We start from the raw sequence: 18411 nt of genomic DNA, 5'->3' as shown, positions 1-18411 counted from the left end.
GGATGTGGTTTTCGATGGAGCCGCGGGGCGGCGGCGGTCAGATGACGGCGCCACCATTGGGGCTGATGACCTGGCCGACGAGGTAGTGGGTTTCGCCTGCGAGGTAGACGGCGAGGGAGGCGTACTCCTCGGGAGTACCGAGTCGGCCAACGGGAACGATCTGGTAGAGGCTGCGCTTCTGCTCCTCGGTGGCCCCGTCGAGGTACTCCTGGAAGGGAGGCGTCAAGACGCCTCCGCAGGCGATGGCGTTGACGTAGATGCCTGCGCCTGCGACGTCGAGCGCAACAGTCTTGGTCAGGCTCACCACAGCGGCCTTGCTGGCGGAGTAGCCGGGACTGTGGGTGCTGGCCGCGGAGGTACCGGCGATCGATGCGATGTTGATGATGCGCCCGTAGCCCTGGGGCTCCATGAACTTCAATGCTTCACGGATGCAATAGAAGACGCCGTGCACGTTGACGCCCCACCACTTGAGCCAGTCGTCGTCGGTGAGGCTGCTGGTGATGCCGAGGGACTGGCGTTCCATCGGCGTGGTGATGTAGGCGTAGTGCTTGTTGCGACGCACCTCGTCGGCCGGGGAGTTCGGCACGCGGGCGGCGTTGTTGACGAGGATGTGGACGGTCCCGAACTGCTCGCCTGCGCGGGCGAACATCGCCGAGACCTCCTCCCGCGAGGAGACGTCGCACCGGATGGGCAGACTCTTGCGGCCGAGGGCCTCGATCTCCGCGGAGACCTCGTTCAGCCTGTCCTCCTGCACGTCGCAGAGCACCAGATCTGCGCCTTCCTGCGCCAGGGCCAGGGCAATCGACCTGCCGAGGCCCTGTGCTGCCCCGGTGACGACGGCAACCTTGTCGAGTAGCTGCTGCAACTTTCTGCTCTCCTTCAGTGGGTGGATAGACGAGCCGTCTCGACGCCCCTGGCGACGACAGGCTCCGATGAGCGTGGTGATCTAGGCCGGGGACACGAGCGCGTCTGCCGGGGCTTCCAATGTCTCGCCGGAGGTCTTCAGCGCCACCGAAGCAAGCTTGCGGAGACCGGCGGGGTAGAGCCTCACGCCGAGGACCAAGACCACGATCGACAGGACGGAGGCGAGCGGAACCCACTGCAACGCGCCGAGCAGACCCAGTCGATCGGACATCATCCCGACGACGAGCGGGCCGAGCGCCAGTCCGAAGACGTTGTTCGCGAGGGTGCCCACGCCGAAGGCCGAGGCCTGGATCGACGGGTGGCTCAGGCTGGCGACGACCGCCGTTGTGGCACCGGTGAATCCGGAGCAGAAGAATGCCCCGATTCCGATCAACGTCAGCTGCGCCGGCCCGTTGTCGAGTTGGAAGCCGATCATCAGGCACACCATCGAGATGGCGCCGTACGCGATCGCGGCACTCCACCTGCGTTCGGGTCGCCGTCGCCCGATCCGGTCGGCAGCGATACCACAGAGGACCGTTCCCGCACCGATCAAGAGCACGAAGACCGAGGCCGCCAATCCGGCATCCGCGGCCGCCATGTCGTGGTAGCGGTTGAAGTAGCTGGGAAGCCAGGCGAGCAGCACACCCGCGACGAAGAACTGCATTCCCGCACCGACATATGCACAGGTCAGAGACGCGTTGGTGAACAGACTCGAGATGGGGGCGCGTCCATTCCCTGGAGCACGTGTCCCGGGAATCTGCTGATCAGCGGCATGACGCGCCAGTCGCTGCTCGTTGACGAGGATCCGGAACAGGATGACCAGGCACAGACCGAAGGCCGCCATGATCAGGAACGCCCCTCGCCAGCCGAGCCGATCCGCGAGGATCCCGCCGAGCGCGACACCCACGACCGAGCCGAGAAACCCTGCGCCGATGACGGAGCCACTGAGCGAGGCATGCAGTCGTGGGGAGAAGACTCCCAGAATCACGGCCATGCCCACGCTCGCGTAGGCGGCCTCACCGAACCCGATCAGGAATCGTGCGCCGAACAACTGCGCGTAGTTTCCCGCCGCGGCGCACAGGATCGTGGCAGCGCTCCACATGCCGGCCATGACCACCACGCTCCTGACGCGACCCCAACGGTCGGCCAGCAGCGAAATCGGCAACGCCAACACACCGACGGTCAGGGCAACGACACTGGTCAGACCCGCGAGTTGCGAGTCCGACAGGTGCCACTCGGCCTTCAGTACCGGGAAGACCGAGCTGAGAACCTGGCGGGACATGTAGTCCGACATCATGAGGCCGAGGATCAGGGCGAAGACCACCCACGGATAGATCGTCGAGCGGTTGCCTGCGCCGGGAACCTCTCGGGACGGCGCGGACTCCTGGGGCTCCAGTTCCATGCGTGCTCCTGTTCTTGAAAGATCGCGTTGGGGCGACGCGTCTCGGATATGGCCGGTTCGGAGAGCTCGCTGCGGTCCTGAACCAGAGGTCTGCCCGCGAGAAGCGACCGTATGGACGGATTCGACAAGTGCGGGTGACTCAGGTCACGCTATACGGATTGGGTCGACATCACTTGACCCATTGGGACACATTCTTTGGCAGTTTGGGACAGGGGAAATCGATGACGGCGCTGAAGGTGCGGAGTTCGGCTCTGACCGGGTACGTCGAGTTGACGCAGTCCCTCGGCTCGGACCCTGATCCGTTCATGCGTGCCGTCGGCATCGATCCGACGGCCTTGGCCCAGCCGAACACGTGGCTTCCCGCGGAGCGCGTTGACGAGCTGTTGGAGCGCACCGCACTGGCAACGGCCTGCCCGGCCTTCGCAGTCAGGATGGCGGACGGAAGGGGCGTGTCGATTCTCGGAGCTGTGGGTTTGGCCGCCAGGGAAGAGCCCGACGTCCGGAGTGCGATCGCGCTCATCCTGCGCCACATGCGGGTACACAACGAGGCGATTCGGATTCGGCTCGTCGAGTTGAACGGGCTTGCATCCCTTCGGATCGAGCCCGCGCCAGGGATGACACTCGGTCGCCAGTCCATCGAACTGGTCATCGCATCGCTGGCCCGGATCCTCAGCGCCTTCCTTCCGGAGGACTGGCGACCACTGTCCACGTGCTTCGTCCACGACGCACCGCCCACACTCGACGTCCATCACCGCGCGTTCGGGACGGACATCGCGTTCGAACAAGACTTCAACGGCTTCGTGCTCTATTCGAGCGATCTGGACTCCGTCAATCCGCTGTCGGACCCGATGTTCCAGCCCTACGCACGGCAGTACCTGGATCTGCTCGCGCCACCGGAGGATGCCTCCGTCGTCGGACGGGTGCGCGACATCATCGAAGCCCTCCTCCCCGGCGGGAGCTGCACTGCGGCCCGTATTGCGCGCAGTCTCGGAATGGACAGGCGGACCCTGCATCGACACCTGTCCCAGGCGGGCGAAACCTACTCGTCCGTAGTCGATTCGGTACGCGGAGACCTCGCGCGCCGGTACATCGCGCGCGGCGACAGGAACCTCACCGACATCGCAGGCGAACTCGGATTCTCGGATCTGAGCGCCTTCTCGCGCTGGTTCCGCCGACAGTTCGGCCTGAGTCCGACGGCCTGGGCTGCCGGGGAACGTGAACTCGGCCCGCGGCCGAGATAAGGACTCTCCGGCCTTGTGGAGCCCGGGTCGGCTACACGATCGGCTGCCAGGTCAGCGGGCGGCCGGCGATTCCTCCCAGGCATCTCCGGTCCACGAGATCTCGATGGCATATTCACTGTTCACCCCGGTGGCCCAATAGTCCACGATGCCATGATGCGCTGAATCGAGTTCGATCCAGCCGATGCGGAACCCTCCGCGCAGAACCCGCTGGGCTCGCCGGTCGATCTCGGCCAGCGAGGCGCAGAGGCCGCGGATTCGCGACTCGATCCAGTCCGCCGTGGGATCGACGACGGTGATCTCCAGGGTGTCCTCATCGCCGAGCGGGATCACGATCAGCAGCTCGCCGGAGCTCGGCCGAACCTCCCGTGTCGCATGATGCTCATAGGCGCGCAACAGGTCTCGCGGCTCATAGGGCGCATGAGCACCACCGGAGCGTCTGGGACGAGCAAAACGTAACACCGGCCTATTTTGCCCCAACGAGGAAGAAGCGATCACTCACGGCTTTTCCCCTTTTCAAGATATAGCGCACCGGGGGGCTTGCCGCAAGACCCGGGTTATGCCGCAGAATCGCTGGCCTGAGTCAGAACTGAGGAAACGGGAGTCAACGAAATGCCAGTGACGGACACCGACGTGATCATCGTGGGCGCAGGCCCGGCCGGCCTGATGCTGGCGGGTGAGCTGCGCCTGGCCGGAGTGCGAACTCTGGTGCTGGAGCGACAGCCTCAGATTCGCGACATCCCGAAGGCCAGCGGCATCGGCGGGCGGATCCTGGACCTGCTGCGCTACCGAGGTCTGCTGGAACGGTTCGAAGCAGCCAGCAGCGACCCCAACATTGCACCCCGATTCCCCTTCGCTGGTTTGTATTTGGACTTCACGGACATGGTGGATCCGCCGATGCGGGCGCTGCCGATCCCACAGATGGAGATCGAGCGACTGCTCGACGAGCACGCCTGCGAGCTCGGCGCCAACATCCGCCGCGGACACGAGGTGGTCGGCGTGAGTCAGGACGACACCACGGTCACCGCGGACGTGCGCGGGCCGGACGGGCCGTTCCGGGTGACCGCCCGATACCTGGTTGGGTGCGACGGCGGACGCAGCCGGGTCCGGGACATGGCCGGTATCCCGTTCCCCGGCACCACCTATCCGGAGGTCAACAGGCTCGCCCAGGTCGCCGTGCACGAATCGGTGACCGTGCAGGGCAACGGCGATATCGACGTCCCGGGGCTGGGCAGAATCCAGGCCGGGTTCACCCGAACCGACCGCGGCGTGTTCGCGTTCGCGGCCGGCTCCGGCGTTCTGTCGCTGCAAACCACCGAAGGCGAATCCACCGAATACGACGATGACGAGCCGCTGACCCTGACCGAGCTCGGCGACAGTGCCCGACGGGTGCTCGGCGCGGATCTCCCCTTGGGAGACCCGATTCGGCTGTCGCGCTATACATTCAAGGATCGGCAGGCCGAGCAGTACCGCGCCGGGCGCATCCTGCTGGCAGGCGATGCGGCCCATCTGTTTCCCGCCACCGGCACCGCGCTCAACGTCGGCATGCTCGACACGGTCAACCTCGCCTGGAAGCTGGGGGCCGATATCCATGGCTGGGCACCGGCCGGACTGCTGGACACCTATCAGGACGAGCGCCATTACGCCGGCGGGCGTGCGCGGCTCCAGACCCGAGCCCAGGTGGCGCTGCGGCGCGGGCACGACGCAGCCGCCGACGCGCTTCGGCAGGTCTTCCAGGAACTGGTCGCCGACGAGCCGGCGCTGCGCCGCATGGGATCCCTCGTCGGCCACACCGACATTCGTTACCCGATGCCGGGCTCCGATCACCACGCCATGGCCGGCACCTTCGCACCGAACCTCACCCTGCACACCGACCAGGGCATCACCAGCGTCGCGGAAATCATGCACCCCGGTCGGCCCACCCTCCTCGACCTCGCCGACCGCCCCGACCTCCGCGAGGTCGCGCGGGATTGGGAGCACCGCATCGACATCCACCCCGCCAAGACCGAGGATCGCCCGGCCGACGCCCTGCTGATCCGACCGGACGCCCACATCGCCTGGGCGGCCACCATCGACGAGCCCGCCGATGCCGCCGGGCCCGCGCTGCGGGAGGCGCTCTCGTCCTGGTTCGGCGAACCCAGCTCGGGTCGCTGAACCGGTTCCCGCTACGGTGCCGATTCCACCGAGGCGGCATACCGCCGGGCCAGCGTGCGCAGATGCGCGACCAGCTCCGGCGGTCCGTCGACGCGAAAGTCCATCATCAGCATGCTGAGGTAGACGGCGATGGTCTCGAGGGCGTCCGCGCCGGTCAGCAGGACGCAGGTGTCCGCGTCGACGGCCTCCACCACGCCGACGGCCGGATTGATGCGGGCGATCACCGTTTCGGCGGGCGCGAGCACGGTGACGCGGGCGTGCACCTTCCAGCCGGTGCTCGCGATGTGGCGCATGACGAACGCGACCAGGTCCTCGTCGGGCAGTGCGCGGGGCCCGAACCGGCGGCTGCCCGCGGCTGCCTGGCGCACCTGTGCGACGGGAATCGCTCGCCAGGAATGGGTTCCGATGTCGTAGGCGACCAGGTACCAGCGACGCTGCCAGTTGATCAGGCGGTACGGCTCGACTTCTACGGTGTCGCTCTCGATCTCGATGGACACCGCGGTCGTGTCGCGGATCGCCCCCGCAAGGGCGGTGAGCACCGCGGCAGGCACCGGGGCGTCCGGCTCCCGCGAACCGGTGGTCGCCGGCCCGAGTGCGGTGGCATTCCGTAGTGCTGTCACCTGACGCTGCAACCGCTTCGGCAGGATCTGTTCGAGCTTCGCCAGGGCCCGCGTGACGCTCTCGGTGATGTCCGCGATGCCGGTGGAGCCGTCCGCCGCGAGGTCGATCGCGACGGCGACCGCCACCGCCTCGTCGTCATCGAGCAGGAGCGGCGGCATCGTCGAACCGCGGCCGAGCCGGTAGCCGCCGATAGCGCCGCGTTCGGCGTGAACCGGGTAGCCGAGTTCGCGCAGTCGCTGGATGTCGTTGCGGAGGGTGCGGTCGGTGATGTCGAGCCGTTCGGCCAGCTCCCTGCCGGTGTGCGCGCGGTCCTGCAGCAGTGAGAGCAGGCGCAGGACACGCGTTGTGGTTGGCGCCACATTCACCTCCGAAATTATTAGGAACGAATCCAGCCTAATGGCCTCATAGGCTCAGGTCACACCCAGGAAGTACGACGAAAGGTCCGCCATGAACCACATCACCAACGCCGACGCGACCGCGACCCTGCGCCCCGTGTGGCGCGACGTGCTCTCGACCTCCTACTCGGCGCTGGAAGGCGTCGTCGCAGGAGTCGGCGACCAGCAGTGGCAGCTGCCGACCCCGTGCTCGGAATGGAATGTCACGCAGGTGATCCAGCACGCCGCGGGCGACCAGCTCGCCTTCGCCCAGGCCCTCGGCGTCGGGGCCGGACCCGCCTACAACCCCTTCGACCCCTCCGGTGCCATCGACGGCTCGGCAGCGGCACTGGTGCGCGAGGCGATCGAACAGACCGGCGCCGCGTGGGCGACCGTCGCCGACGACACCGATTCCGTTCCGACCCCACTTCCGCACGGCGCGCTCGCGACCCCGGTCGCCGCCGTCATGGCCGCGCTGGACGCCGCCGTGCACGCCTGGGATATCGCGATCGCGACCGGCCAGCCGTCGCCGCTGACCGATGAACTCGCCGGATACCTCCTGACCGCGGCACGCACCGCGCATCCGGCGCCCGGCAGTGGCATCGAGGCGGAGATCGTCGAACCGCTGCGCCAGTGGGGCGCATACGCCGCGGTGCTCGAGGACGAGTCGGGCGATACCACCGTCGCCGAGCTGCTTCGCTACCTCGGGCGTGACCCGCGCGCCTGATCCGAGGCGGTGCCGGCGTGTGCCAAAGCCGGGGTCAAAAAACCGCCCCTTCCGCGATGGGAGGGGCGGCTTCGAGATCTGGTGCTGACGCGGGTCAGAAGGGCCGGCCCAGCATCGTCGCGATCAGCTGCAGCGGCATCGTGATGAACGACGCGCCGACGAAGAGCGCCGATCGCAGCGGATCACCGGCCAGGTATCCCTCGCGGATCCATTCCAAAGCATCAGTCGCCGAACCCATGCGCTTCCCTCCCTGTTTGTTTGCAATACAACAGAACTGTCGGCGGCAAAGCACGTTCCGTTACAGCACGAAACTGCTCGTGCCGCGCACACCGCGAGGCCACTTCTCGAGGGGATTTGTCCGTCCGGACGAAGAATGGAAAGGAGTCCGTACCCCTTTCCACTTTCAATGTATAGCGCACCGGGGGGCTTGCGGCAAGACCCGGGTGGTGCCGCAGAATCGCTGGCCGAAGCCAGGAACTGCGGAAATGGGGGGCACATGTCAACTCAGGGATACGAGGACGAGTTGCGCGCCGAACGGAGCCACGTGGCCGAGCTCTACGCGCGGCTCGACGCCGAGCGCGCGCGGGTGAAGGGTCGGCACAGCGCGGCGCTCCGTGGCCCGATCGACGCCGAGAACGGCGGGACACTCGTCGACCGCGATGCCGAGGTGCGCGCGCTGGCGAGGGAGGTGAATCGGCTGGAGGTCGCCGACAACGGGCTGTGTTTCGGCCGATTGGACGCCCTGTCGGGCGAACGTTCGTACATCGGCCGGGTCGGCATCTTCGACGAGGAGAACGAGTTCGAACCGCTGCTGCTCGATTGGCGGGCACCCGCGTCGCGCGCGTTCTACGTCGCCACCGCCGCCAGTCCGGAGGGCATGCGCCGGCGCCGCCAGTTCCATGCTCGTGGGCGTGAGGTCGTCGATTTCACCGACGAGGTGCTCGGCCGCCCGGATGGTGCCGCCGACGATGACAGAGGAGACTCCGCCCTGCTCGCGGCGGTCAACGCGCCGCGCGGTGAGGGGATGCGCGACATCGTGGCGACGATCCAGGCCGAGCAGGACCGGATCATCCGGCTCGACCACCCCGGGGTGCTGGTGATCGAGGGCGGCCCCGGCACCGGGAAGACCGTGGTGGCGCTACACCGCGTCGCTTACCTGCTCTACACCCAGCGGGAGCGGATGGAACGCCACGGCGTGCTCGTGGTCGGGCCGAACCCGGCCTTCCTGAACCATATCGGCCGCGTTCTCCCGTCGCTTGGCGAGTCCGACGTGGTGTTCATGACCACCGGCGATCTCGTGCCCGGTCTGCGCGTCACCGCCGAGGACGCCCCGGAGGCCGCCCGGCTCAAGGGTTCGCTGAAGATCCTGGACATCCTCGCCGCCGCGATCGCCGATCGGCAGCGACTGCCAGGGGATCCGCTGCCGGTCGATCTGTCGGACGTCACGGTGCGGATCGACGCCGAGACCGCGGAGTGGGCCAGGGAGGAGGCGCGCGCGAGTGGGCTGCCGCACAACGAGGCCCGCGCGGTGTTCGCTGACATCGTGGCCTACGTACTCACCGAACGGGCGATAGGCCGGATCGGCCGGGGCTGGCTGACCCGGAAGGACGAGCAGGCGTGGGAGGAGCTGCGGGCCGACCTGGTCGCCGAACTCGCCGACAACGACGCGTTCACCGCCGCGCTCGACGAACTCTGGCCGATCCTGACGCCGGAAACACTACTGGCACAGCTGTACACGTCACCCGAACGGCTGCGCGCGGCGGGCGCTGGCCAGACACTGCTTCGCGCCGAGGGCGATGCCTGGACGGTATCGGACGTGCCGCTGCTCGACGAACTGGTCGACCTGCTCGGCCCGGACCCGCGCGCCGAGCAGGCCGCCGCGCGGGAACGGAAGGCTGAGGCCGAGGCCGAGGCGGCGTACGCCGCCGGCGTGCTCGACCTCATGGTCGGCCGTGCAGACCACATGGACGACGACGACCATCTGTTCGCGACGGATTTGCTCTACGCCGAGGACCTTGCCGATCGATTCGTCGAACGAGACACCAGGGAGCTCGCCGAACGCGCTGCGGCGGACCGAGACTGGACGTACCGGCACGTCGTGGTCGACGAGGCCCAGGAGCTGTCCGAGATGGACTGGCGGGTGCTGATGCGGCGCTGCCCGGACCGATCCTTCACGGTGGTGGGCGATCTCGCCCAGCGCCGGTCGGCGGCTGGCGCGACCTCGTGGGACGCGATGTTCGAGCCGTACGTGCCCGGCCGCTGGGTCTACCGGTCGCTGACAGTGAACTACCGCACCCCGGCAGAGATCATGACCGTCGCCGCCGCGCTGCTCGCGGAGTTCGCTCCCGGAGTCGAGGCCCCGGAATCCGTCCGAGCCTGCGGCGTCCAGCCCTGGTCCAGGCGGGTCTCGACGGGCGAACTGGCTTCTGCCATCGAAGAATTCGTTCGGGACGAAGCCGGGCGCGAAGGCACCAGCATCGTGATCGGGCCGGCGGACATGCCGGGCACGGTGGCGGCGTCGGAGACCAAGGGGCTGGAATTCGACTCCGTCCTGGTCGTGGAGCCGGAACGGATCCTCGCCGACGGCCCGCGCGGCGCGGCCGAGCTCTACGTCGCCCTCACCCGGGCGACCCAACGTCTCGGGGTGCTGCACCAGGGCCCGTTGCCGCAGGCCCTGGCCGAACTCGATGAACCCGGGACGTCCGCGCCCTCAGCTCAGGAACCCGACCTCCGACAGTTCGGTCCGGAAGCCTCCCTCACTGCCCGCCTGAGCTGAGATCCAGACGGTCAACCCGGAGTACGGCGCCGAGGCGACAAGGGCAATGGGCGTCACTCCCGATTGCAGGGTCGCTGCTCCCAGCACCGCGGTCTCTTCGAGAGCTCCGCCGACCGGGGGGAGGGTTCGTATCTCGACGCGGGCTCCCGCGGAGGGCGATGCGATCCACACCCCCCTCAGCGCGGTGTCCACGGGCAGCGCCACCGTCAGCCCGACACCGTTCTTGAATTGCGGGAACTGTTGCATGTACGTGTCCGTCGACCAGGCCGTCTCCAGGTTCCCGTCGATGGCCAGGCCGCCCGCGAGCGCGTTGTCCGGGTATTGCTGGGGCGAGTACACGGCCGCTCCGCCCGGAGCGACGGGGATCAGTGGAGGCGGCGGTGGCGGCGCGCCAACTCCGTTCGTTTCATCGGCCGAGGCGACGGCCTCGAAGGTGGGCGGATCGGCGATGGCCGTCCCGATGAGCCACCCGATCGCGCCGAGCATCGCCACGGCGACCGCTGCGATGCCGGCAAATGCGGCCAGAGCGCCCGGTCGCGTCGGGTCATCCTGCGTCGCGGGCTCTGCATCGGAGATCGGTTCGGGAACCGGAGCCTCCGGGGGGAGTGGCTGATCGACAATCCCCCGCAGCGTGTCGGTAATGGCGCCCGCGGTCACCTCCGGGCCGTCGCGCCTCGTCATGAGGCCCAAGGCGTCGGGACTCTGGACTCCCGCGGCCAACGTCTGGACCACGCGGCAGAAGCCCCGAACGTCACCGTCGCGCTCGCTGGACGCGGGCGTTCCGGGAAAGGCGACGTACGCGATGCCATCCAGGCTAACCCGCACGCGCCCGGCGTCTCCGAGCGCCAGTACCGCCCCGGACTCGTGGAAACTGCGCATGGCGTCGGCAAGCTCGACGACCGCGCGGGCCACACCCAGGACCGACGTCGAGCCGGCGGACGCCTCGTCCACTGACACACTGGGTATCCACTCTGCGACCACCGCGCTGAACGAAGCCCCGTCGACCATGTCGAGAACGGAAGCGACAGCGGCAGTCCTGACCTGACCCAGCACCACCGTTCGCGCAAAGACCTCGTTGACGGACGAGCGGCCGAGTTGCGTACTGACACCATCGATGATGGTCAGCGCGACCTCGCGATCCAGGACCCGATCCATCGCATGCCAGAACTCGAAATCGGCGGTGACACCCCAACGCCGGAGTAGACGGTAACGACCGCCTCCGAGAACAGATCCCGCCGACCGGACCGCTCGACGTCGCGAATGTCCGTTCGGTGCAGGGCTTACGGCCTCAGTTGCGCGACTGCGGAGCTGACCGGCTTGCATTGCTACCCACCCCCACACAGACAGATCCCGCTCGGGCGCTCGCGAGAACGACGCGGCCCTCCATACGTACCAAGAGAAACGCTATCGGATGGCCAGGCCCACACCTGATTCGACCAAAGGTGCGCGTTTGGTCGAATACCCGTGCAGGATCTGGAGAGTCTGCCGAGCAGGCGCGATCTGGAATCTGCGCTCGCCGGGATCTAGTGGCCCGGTAATTGACTGGCGCTCAGACGAATCCGCCATCGAAGAACGCCAAGAGTGCCGGCGTCGGATCTGTCGCGGTGGTCGTGTTTGCCAAGCCGACAACGATCATGCCCAGCGACACCACCGCCGAGAGGACAGCGCACGACCCCAAGATGCGCCTCGTTTCCCTGGCGGATGACTCCGTGCTCGCAAACCACTTCCACAACACCACGCTCAGGCCAACGAGGACGGCGGCCACCATCGCGGCGATCACGGCCATCACCGCGTGATATCGAGAAAAGTCGCTGATCATCACATCGAGGGCAGGCGGGATCCGGTCACCACCCGCACTCGGGGGGTCGGCCAGTTGCTGCCTGACCTGGCTGAGAGTATCGGCGAGCTCTCCGTCGGTTTCGCCGACCGGCAACATCGACATCAGCGAGGAGAAGGGCGCCACGGCACCCTGGACGTTGGCCATCACCACCACCAACGAGAACAGGGCGAGCATCGTGACCAGAACGCCGCCCGCCGCGAGCGCGGCACGCCTCACCGCCCCGGTGCCGCCTGAATTCGCGAACGACTTCCAGAGGAGAACACCGAGCACAACGAGCGCGACCAGCAGGATCGCAGCGATCGCACCCTTGGCCACGTGGTAGCGGACCCAGTAGTCGACAACCCCCTCCATACCGGGCGAGAAGTCCCGGTCGCCGGTGCTCCAATACGCAACGAACGTCTCTCGGACTGCGTCGAGGAGGCTGCTCTGGTCGGAGAACCCCTCGCCGGGCCCGATCGCCGCCAGGGTGCGCGGGGCGACGACGAAGGCGGCGACGAGCGCCGCGGCGAGCGCGACGAGCAGGGCGAGGACGCGACCGGACACTCCCGCGGGTCGCGGCGGGGCGGCGTAGCGGTGCAAGAAGGCTCCTTCAGCTCGTTCGAGCTGTGCGCTCGGGTGGCGTGACGCTGTCTACACCCGATCACCATTCAGCACCCGCAACGGTCCGTCACTGGGGTTCGCCACCCATTTGGGGTGGGGCCAGCCACACCTCCCTTGGCTTGAGAGCACCTACGCCAGTTCCGGACATCAGGTCCGCGTCATCGCAACTTCGGTGCGTACCCTCTGTCCTCACCCAAGGTTGCGACCGCAAATGACGCCACGGCAGAAGTTCAACTATCAACCAAATCGATTGAGCCGCCCCGCATTTCTCGCGGAACATACATGCGGCGTTCCCGCGCGCTTCATCCGTGATCCCTAGGCTCGCCGAATGAAATTCAGCCTTCGAGCGGCAGCCGTCCTGCTCTTCTTGATAGCGAGCTATCTCAACGCGGCCCCCGCTGCGCTCGCTGCAGGAGCGTCGCCCGAACAGGTTGCCAAGGATTGCGCCGCGCCCATGCTCAAGCAGGCCGGCGACATGATCTACGAAGACCCCGAGTGCCATCTCACCTACAAGAGCAGCAAGCAGGTCTGGGGCAAGGCCACCATTCCCAACAAGCTCGGCGGGAGCAACAGCCCAATGGCCTACGGCTGCACTACCAGTGGCAGCGTGGCCGTGTCCGGGACCAAGTCCTCCTCCACCAGCTTCTCCTTCGGCCTCGACCTGGGCGCGAAGAAGAAGTTCGGCGACTGGGAGGGGTCGATTGGACCCAAGCTCGGTTGGAGCTGGACCTGGAGCACCAGCGACACCCACACCCACACCGCCGTGGTCCCGCTCGGGAGCGTGGCCTGGATCACGGTGCGTGAGCCTCTGATCGAGGCGGTCATCGACATCGACGCCGATTACGACGGCAACAGGCACGAAAGCGCCAGGGGAGTAACCATTTTCGTACCGGATACCAGCCGGTCGTTCGCCTGGCAGTATGAGAGCCGTCCGATGACCGACACGGAGCAGAGGGACATCTGCGGCAAGACCCCGGCCAACAACGCATACGGCATCTGGTCGGCCGGTTCCAGAGCTCCCTACAAGAACGAGCTGAGCGGCAAATGCCTCGCCCTCGGCGGCACGATCCCGAACGGCGGGCTCGTCGTGCAAAAGACCTGCGACGGCAAGGCCGGGCAGAAGTGGAACGCGGTCAAGGCGAGCAACGGCTATTTCACCATCCGCAACGACAACGGCTATTGCCTCACCACTCCGTACAACAACGGAACCCCGCCCGGCGCGAACACCCAGCTCATGTGGTGGGGCTGCGAGAGTCGTTGGGACTCAGGCAACCAGATGTGGTCGGTCAATCCGACAAAGGACGGAAAATACACGTTCAGCAACCAGTGGACCGGCCTCTGCCTGGCCCCGCACCCGAACGATGTGACCAAGAACGGCGGCCGGGTGGTGATCCGCGCCTGCAACAAGTGGTGATCCGCACCTGCAAGTAGCCGCCCGATTACTGACGCCGGCATGAATCGTCTCGTCGGAGAAGGAGGCGGTGTAGAGTCCCTCTCTTCGTCTCCGGATGGAGTCCTCAGGAGTACGTAACGTGACGAGACATCGCGAACGGACCCATCCGGCGCACGAGCGCAGTGGTCACGGAAATGGATACCTCGACCCAGTACCCGCCGGGGAGCGCGGCATCGACGTCCCGGCAATCCTGCAGGGAAGCCGAATTCCCATCGGAGGGTATTCGACAGAAGTCGGCGGCGAGCCGATCCGGATCACGGTGGGCCGACACTGCGTCGACGACGACGGAACATTCGTTCCCGAGGCCGGAAACATAATGATCCGGTTTGGCGTCGTGGATATCGCCATGCGCCCCTGTAGCGCCGTTCGTGTCGTGCGACTCGCGGCGCCAGTGAACTTGGGCCCTGTCTACGTATACGTCCCCGAAGCCGGGGCTACGTGGTCGAGATATCTGGTTACCGCTTTCTTCTCGGGTTCGGGATCCATGCTCGAAGCTCCGCCGAATTTCGATTGGCGGAAGTACGCGAACGTATTCGGAGAATTCTCGGTATACCGAGCAGACGGTGCCCAGGACCAGCTGACGTCGGTATACCGCTCGATGAACAGGAGTTTTTACCACTCGTATATGGATGGACGAGGCAGGTACTGGAAGCTGCACGTCACCCCGCCGCCCGAAAACTCAGGGCTCGGTGAGGCATTCGATGCAACGCTGGGCGCCCTGTCGCGCAGATCCGCCATCAGAAGCAACCTCAGACCCATAGCGCTCGAATGGCTACACGGCGGAATCGTCAAGTTCACCTTTCAGCGAATCCGGACACAGCGCTGCTTCTACTTGGAACTCGAGATTCCCAGCGTCAGCCAGATGAGGTTCGGCCGCTTCTTCCTGCCGGGAGACATGGTGCTCATTCGAGAGCCCGACCAGTTTGCGGCCGGACTGGTCTCAATGCTGCATGAGCGGTCGGCGGCATCACGTTCGTTGTTCGGTACTGAATGCGAGTGCGTGCAGGGGCTGGTATGAGGACAGTGGACCCGATTCATGTTGCGCCCGTGGATCCACGAGGGGAGGACGCATGGTGGCTGTGGTGACCGTAGACCTCTTCGGCTGGCTCAGTTCGGTCGACGGTCTGGCTACGACGCTGTCCGCCATCGGCCGCGACGTACTCGGTGAGGACGCCGAGTACGGCAGCATTGACCAGGAGACGGTGGCCAGACTCGAAGCAGAGTGGACCAGCGTGATCCCACACCGAATCGCGGAAACGACCAGCAAACAGTTGTGGTGGGCGCTCAACAACGACGACATCGAATCGCTGCGGAGCGCGTGGAGCCTATCCTTGCCGCCCAGATACCGGGTCCCAGCGACGTGGAACCGCTACGGCGGGACCTTGTCGCCTGGGCGATCCACATTCACCGCTACACCGCGCGACACTGAACCCCAGGACGGCCGCAGTTACCGGACTCGTTGGCGCTGCCATGTTCGTTGCGGTGCCGGGCGTAGCCGGCGCCGCAGACGCGGCCAATCCTTGCCAGCTCGGGTGGGCCCGGGACGGGTTCAGCTCACCATGCGGACCGACCGCCCGAGCATTCCGGTTTCGACTGAAGTGGTCGTCCCCTGACGCACGTCGCCCCATAGGGGTCGGCCGCCCGGTCGACCGGCGACTTCTCTGACCAGTTCACCCTTTTGGCTTCTGCGTGGCCGTTCCGCGCTCGCCGCCGTTGCGAGCTTCGATGGCCTCGACGGACTTCCTGCGCCCCTTACCCACGACGCGGGAGCCAACGATCCCGAGCACGCTCGCGAGCAGCCGCCCCTTGAGGTTCTTACCGTCGCGGACCACGACGACGTCCACGTCGGTCACACCCGTGGGCTCCTGCGTGAGGGTGTAGGTGTGGCCCGAGGCACCACCCCACAAGTTGGAGTCGGTCGTCGTCATCACGACACGATGGGGGTCGGTCCAGTCGTAGTGGAGTCGTTCCCAGATACCGCTCGAGCCCTCCGTGACATCGGCGTCATGAGGGCCTTCCTGATGCACCTTGAGGTAACTGTCTGCGCTTCTGCCGAAGATTTCCTCGCGACCCGGCCCGAAGTCGGTGAGGCCTGCAAGGACCTGCTCAGGCGTCGCGGTGGTCGTCTGGTGGAGATGAATCGTGGTCATGGCGCCTTCCCTGACACGTGGATGATCCGATCCGGCCCTGAGGCCGGGGTCGGTGACGCCCATCCAGAACATCACGCGCGCGAACGTCACGGAAGGGGACGGCTCGACCCGATTTGCTGGTCCTCGGAAGTGTCTAGCCCCGCAGGCGGGTGATCGCTTGCGGGGTCAGGTGCCGCGCAAGCTCTTCGAGGAGGCTGACGACCTCGGCGACCCGTTGCGGGTCGTCGGTGTCGATGGCGGTCGCGACGGCCGCGTCGATGGGGCTCGACCTGACCTCCTCCACCCTCTCGGAGGGCTGGGGTGCGGCGTCGATGAGGAGGCGTCGTCGGTCGCGGGGGTCGGGCGCGGTGACGACGGCGCCCGCGTCGCGCAGCCGGGCGACCGCTGCCGAGACCGCGCTCTGGGGAAGGCCGGTGCGTTGTGCGATTTCTCCGACCGCACTACCGGGATGTGCGCGCACGTCGCTGACCACGATCAGCACGGACCGAACGCTGGTGGAGTGCGGACCGATGCCGTCGGTGGGCAGGGCCTCCTCGCCGATCTTCATCAAGGTCCTTCCCAGCAGGAACAGTTCGACTCCATCCATGCCCACAATCTACATCAGTTCTGATGTATCAATATCGATTCATCAAAACTGATGCTTTACGGTGGTTCTCGAACGGGCCGAGTCGCCCCAATCGAGAGGGCCTTCGATGAACACCACCACGACCCCGGGCCTGACGACCGGCATGCTCCGGGCTGCCGGCGCCACGCTCTACTACGAGGTGCGCGGCACCGGCCCGATGTTGTTGATCTCCCAGAGTGGCGAGGGAGACGCCGGGCGCAGCAAAGACCTGGTCGACCACCTCGTCGCCGATCACACCGTGGTGACCTACGACCGCCGCGGCCTGTCCCGCAGCACGCTGGACGACCCCGCGCAAGGGGTGAGCCTGGCCGAACACGCCGATGACGTGCACCGCCTGTTGTCCCACCTGAGCGATGAGCCGGTGCTCATGCTCGGCTGCAGCCTGGGCGCCTCCATCGGGTTCCACGTGGCTGACGACCACCCCGGGCAGATCAGCACGCTCATCGCCCACGAGCCCGTCACGCCGCGGCTACTGCCCCCCGACCGGCACGCCCACCACGAGCAGGAACTGGCGCACATTCAGCGGGTCCACCGCCGCGACGGACTGGCCGCCACCTTCAAGGTGGTCGCCGAGGTGCTCGGCATCGACCCCGCCAACCCCGACGCCGAGCCCGGCCTCACCCCGCAGCCCATGACACCCCAGCGGACGCGCAACTTCGACTTCTTCGTCGAGCACGACTTCACCGCTGTCATCGGCGACACCCTCGACGTCACCGCGCTCGCCGACACCCCGACCCGAATCGTTGCGGCCGTTGGGCGCACGACCCCGCGCACCGTCTTCGACAACAAGTGCGCCTTCGCGCTGGCCGACCTGGTCGGCAGCGAACTGCACGAATTCCCCGGCGGCCACAACGGCAACACCACCCACCCCCGCGCCTATGCCGCCGCCCTGCGCACCGCGTTCAACGCCCTCTAGCCGACCCGCGACATCGCCGACCCGCGACATCGATATGTATCTCGGGGAGGTTCGTGATCAAGAGGGCGGAAGCACGCTCATGCGCTGCTTCTGTTCGAACCGGTCGATCAGAATCCGAGGCTGCCGGTATCGATGCTGCCGCCGCCCGAGCATCCCGGGGTCTCCGGAGTCGGCACCGGGGCGCCGTCGGGGGCTGGGTTGACCGTGACGGCCTCCGACACCGTTGTGCCGTACTGGGTGACACTGATCGTGTGGGTACCGGCCGTGGTCGGTACCCACGACAGGTAGCTGAATCCCGAGGGGGCTTGGCCCGGCAAAAAGGAGTAGACGCAGGTTCCGTTGTCGCTGAGGGTCACCCGCGACTGGGGGAGGGGGAACATCGAGCCGCCGACCCCCTCCACCGTGATGTCCGCCCTCACACCCACGACGTATCCGCCGGGCGGCGGGAAGACATCCAAGGCCAGCCGGCCGTCGGGGGACGTGGCCGCCGACGCGGCCGGGACGGACATGCCGACCGCCGCGGCCACCATCATCAAACCCGATGCACCCCAACCGATCCGGCGAAAAAGCATCCTGCTCGCAGCCATCTGAATCTCCTGTTCGGGCCCCGCGTTGGGGCGTTACGCACACTA

Annotated in this window: 17 protein-coding genes; 7 read left to right on the top strand and 10 right to left on the bottom strand. The window is 66.8% G+C overall.

What is annotated here, in order from left to right:
• Positions 1-37: 37 nt before the first annotated feature.
• Together C8K38_RS05275 and C8K38_RS05270 are read right to left on the bottom strand one after the other, a co-directional pair.
• Complete coding sequence (locus C8K38_RS05275) at positions 38-865, bottom strand: SDR family NAD(P)-dependent oxidoreductase (protein ID WP_097210892.1); 828 nt, start codon at positions 863-865, stop codon at positions 38-40.
• 81 nt (positions 866-946) lie between these two features.
• Positions 947-2305 carry an MFS transporter gene (locus C8K38_RS05270; RefSeq protein ID WP_097210891.1) on the bottom strand — a complete coding sequence of 453 codons (1359 nt, stop codon included), beginning with the start codon at positions 2303-2305 and terminating at the stop codon, positions 947-949.
• A gap of 2 nt (positions 2306-2307) precedes the next feature.
• Here C8K38_RS05270 and C8K38_RS05265 point away from each other — a divergent pair, with 2 nt between their 5' ends.
• Positions 2308-3546 (top strand): AraC family transcriptional regulator, encoded by a 1239-nt coding sequence (locus tag C8K38_RS05265; protein WP_143548404.1) that lies wholly within the window; start codon positions 2308-2310, stop codon positions 3544-3546.
• A 51-nt stretch (positions 3547-3597) separates the two neighbouring features.
• On the opposite strand, the gene C8K38_RS05260 is transcribed toward C8K38_RS05265, so the two are convergent.
• A complete protein-coding gene (locus tag C8K38_RS05260; protein WP_257017214.1) occupies positions 3598-4041 on the bottom strand; it encodes a hypothetical protein in 444 nt (147 codons plus the stop codon).
• Between the two features lie 114 nt (positions 4042-4155).
• Between C8K38_RS05260 and C8K38_RS05255 the strand changes: the two genes are divergently transcribed.
• Positions 4156-5697, top strand: a complete 1542-nt coding sequence (locus C8K38_RS05255) for an FAD-dependent monooxygenase (RefSeq protein WP_097210888.1) — start codon at positions 4156-4158, stop codon at positions 5695-5697.
• 11 nt (positions 5698-5708) lie between these two features.
• Here C8K38_RS05255 and C8K38_RS05250 read toward each other — a convergent pair whose 3' ends face one another.
• Positions 5709-6677 carry a helix-turn-helix transcriptional regulator gene (locus tag C8K38_RS05250; RefSeq protein ID WP_097210926.1) on the bottom strand — a complete coding sequence of 323 codons (969 nt, stop codon included), beginning with the start codon at positions 6675-6677 and terminating at the stop codon, positions 5709-5711.
• An 88-nt stretch (positions 6678-6765) separates the two neighbouring features.
• Between C8K38_RS05250 and C8K38_RS05245 the strand changes: the two genes are divergently transcribed.
• Complete coding sequence (locus C8K38_RS05245) at positions 6766-7419, top strand: TIGR03086 family metal-binding protein (protein ID WP_097210887.1); 654 nt, start codon at positions 6766-6768, stop codon at positions 7417-7419.
• 94 nt (positions 7420-7513) lie between these two features.
• On the opposite strand, the gene C8K38_RS27045 is transcribed toward C8K38_RS05245, so the two are convergent.
• Positions 7514-7657, bottom strand: a complete 144-nt coding sequence (locus C8K38_RS27045; RefSeq protein WP_179800479.1) for a hypothetical protein — start codon at positions 7655-7657, stop codon at positions 7514-7516.
• A gap of 258 nt (positions 7658-7915) precedes the next feature.
• On the opposite strand from C8K38_RS27045, the gene helR reads away from it, so the two are divergent.
• A complete protein-coding gene (gene helR, locus C8K38_RS05240; RefSeq protein ID WP_179800478.1) occupies positions 7916-10195 on the top strand; it encodes an RNA polymerase recycling motor ATPase HelR in 2280 nt (759 codons plus the stop codon).
• Here the strand turns inward: helR and C8K38_RS05235 are convergent.
• Positions 10130-11350, bottom strand: a complete 1221-nt coding sequence (locus C8K38_RS05235; RefSeq protein ID WP_097210886.1) for a hypothetical protein — start codon at positions 11348-11350, stop codon at positions 10130-10132. The genes helR and C8K38_RS05235 overlap by 66 nt on opposite strands.
• Before the next feature lie 394 nt (positions 11351-11744).
• Positions 11745-12614 (bottom strand): hypothetical protein, encoded by an 870-nt coding sequence (locus C8K38_RS05230; protein WP_218840955.1) that lies wholly within the window; start codon positions 12612-12614, stop codon positions 11745-11747.
• 349 nt (positions 12615-12963) lie between these two features.
• Between C8K38_RS05230 and C8K38_RS05225 the strand changes: the two genes are divergently transcribed.
• Together C8K38_RS05225 and C8K38_RS05215 are read left to right on the top strand one after the other, a co-directional pair.
• Positions 12964-14049: an RICIN domain-containing protein gene (locus C8K38_RS05225; protein WP_097210884.1), complete on the top strand. Its 1086-nt coding sequence runs from the start codon at positions 12964-12966 to the stop codon at positions 14047-14049.
• A gap of 118 nt (positions 14050-14167) precedes the next feature.
• Positions 14168-15106 carry a hypothetical protein gene (locus C8K38_RS05215; RefSeq protein WP_257017211.1) on the top strand — a complete coding sequence of 313 codons (939 nt, stop codon included), beginning with the start codon at positions 14168-14170 and terminating at the stop codon, positions 15104-15106.
• A 652-nt stretch (positions 15107-15758) separates the two neighbouring features.
• Here C8K38_RS05215 and C8K38_RS05210 read toward each other — a convergent pair.
• Both C8K38_RS05210 and C8K38_RS05205 read right to left on the bottom strand, forming a co-directional pair.
• Positions 15759-16238, bottom strand: a complete 480-nt coding sequence (locus tag C8K38_RS05210) for a hypothetical protein (protein WP_097210925.1) — start codon at positions 16236-16238, stop codon at positions 15759-15761.
• 133 nt (positions 16239-16371) lie between these two features.
• The gene (locus C8K38_RS05205; protein ID WP_097210882.1) at positions 16372-16824 is read right to left on the bottom strand and encodes a MarR family winged helix-turn-helix transcriptional regulator; all 453 of its coding nucleotides are present in this window, start codon (positions 16822-16824) and stop codon (positions 16372-16374) included.
• A 106-nt stretch (positions 16825-16930) separates the two neighbouring features.
• Here C8K38_RS05205 and C8K38_RS05200 point away from each other — a divergent pair, with 106 nt between their 5' ends.
• Positions 16931-17779, top strand: a complete 849-nt coding sequence (locus C8K38_RS05200; protein WP_097210881.1) for an alpha/beta fold hydrolase — start codon at positions 16931-16933, stop codon at positions 17777-17779.
• Positions 17780-17886: 107 nt separating this feature from the next.
• Here the strand turns inward: C8K38_RS05200 and C8K38_RS05195 are convergent, their stop codons facing one another.
• Positions 17887-18366, bottom strand: a complete 480-nt coding sequence (locus C8K38_RS05195; protein WP_143548402.1) for a hypothetical protein — start codon at positions 18364-18366, stop codon at positions 17887-17889.
• Positions 18367-18411: the final 45 nt, after the last annotated feature.

Origin of the sequence: Rhodococcus sp. OK611, from assembly GCF_003050885.1 — a bacterium.
GTDB lineage: Bacteria > Actinomycetota > Actinomycetes > Mycobacteriales > Mycobacteriaceae > Rhodococcus_G > Rhodococcus_G oryzae.
Note: the sequence above shows the minus strand (reverse complement) of the source record. Positions and strands in the feature narration are given on the sequence as shown.

What these genes read in the sequence shown, in the direction of transcription:
- C8K38_RS05270 (WP_097210891.1), bottom strand. Translation starts at nt 2,305, where the DNA reads ATGGAACTGGAGCCCCAGGAGTCCGCGCCGTCCCGAGAGGTTCCCGGC.
- C8K38_RS05255 (WP_097210888.1), top strand. Translation starts at nt 4,156, where the DNA reads ATGCCAGTGACGGACACCGACGTGATCATCGTGGGCGCAGGCCCGGCC.
- C8K38_RS05245 (WP_097210887.1), top strand. Translation starts at nt 6,766, where the DNA reads ATGAACCACATCACCAACGCCGACGCGACCGCGACCCTGCGCCCCGTG.
- C8K38_RS27045 (WP_179800479.1), bottom strand. Translation starts at nt 7,657, where the DNA reads ATGGGTTCGGCGACTGATGCTTTGGAATGGATCCGCGAGGGATACCTG.
- helR (WP_179800478.1), top strand. Translation starts at nt 7,916, where the DNA reads ATGTCAACTCAGGGATACGAGGACGAGTTGCGCGCCGAACGGAGCCAC.
- C8K38_RS05235 (WP_097210886.1), bottom strand. Translation starts at nt 11,350, where the DNA reads ATGGATCGGGTCCTGGATCGCGAGGTCGCGCTGACCATCATCGATGGT.
- C8K38_RS05225 (WP_097210884.1), top strand. Translation starts at nt 12,964, where the DNA reads ATGAAATTCAGCCTTCGAGCGGCAGCCGTCCTGCTCTTCTTGATAGCG.
- C8K38_RS05210 (WP_097210925.1), bottom strand. Translation starts at nt 16,238, where the DNA reads ATGACCACGATTCATCTCCACCAGACGACCACCGCGACGCCTGAGCAG.
- C8K38_RS05205 (WP_097210882.1), bottom strand. Translation starts at nt 16,824, where the DNA reads ATGGATGGAGTCGAACTGTTCCTGCTGGGAAGGACCTTGATGAAGATC.
- C8K38_RS05200 (WP_097210881.1), top strand. Translation starts at nt 16,931, where the DNA reads ATGAACACCACCACGACCCCGGGCCTGACGACCGGCATGCTCCGGGCT.
- C8K38_RS05195 (WP_143548402.1), bottom strand. Translation starts at nt 18,366, where the DNA reads ATGGCTGCGAGCAGGATGCTTTTTCGCCGGATCGGTTGGGGTGCATCG.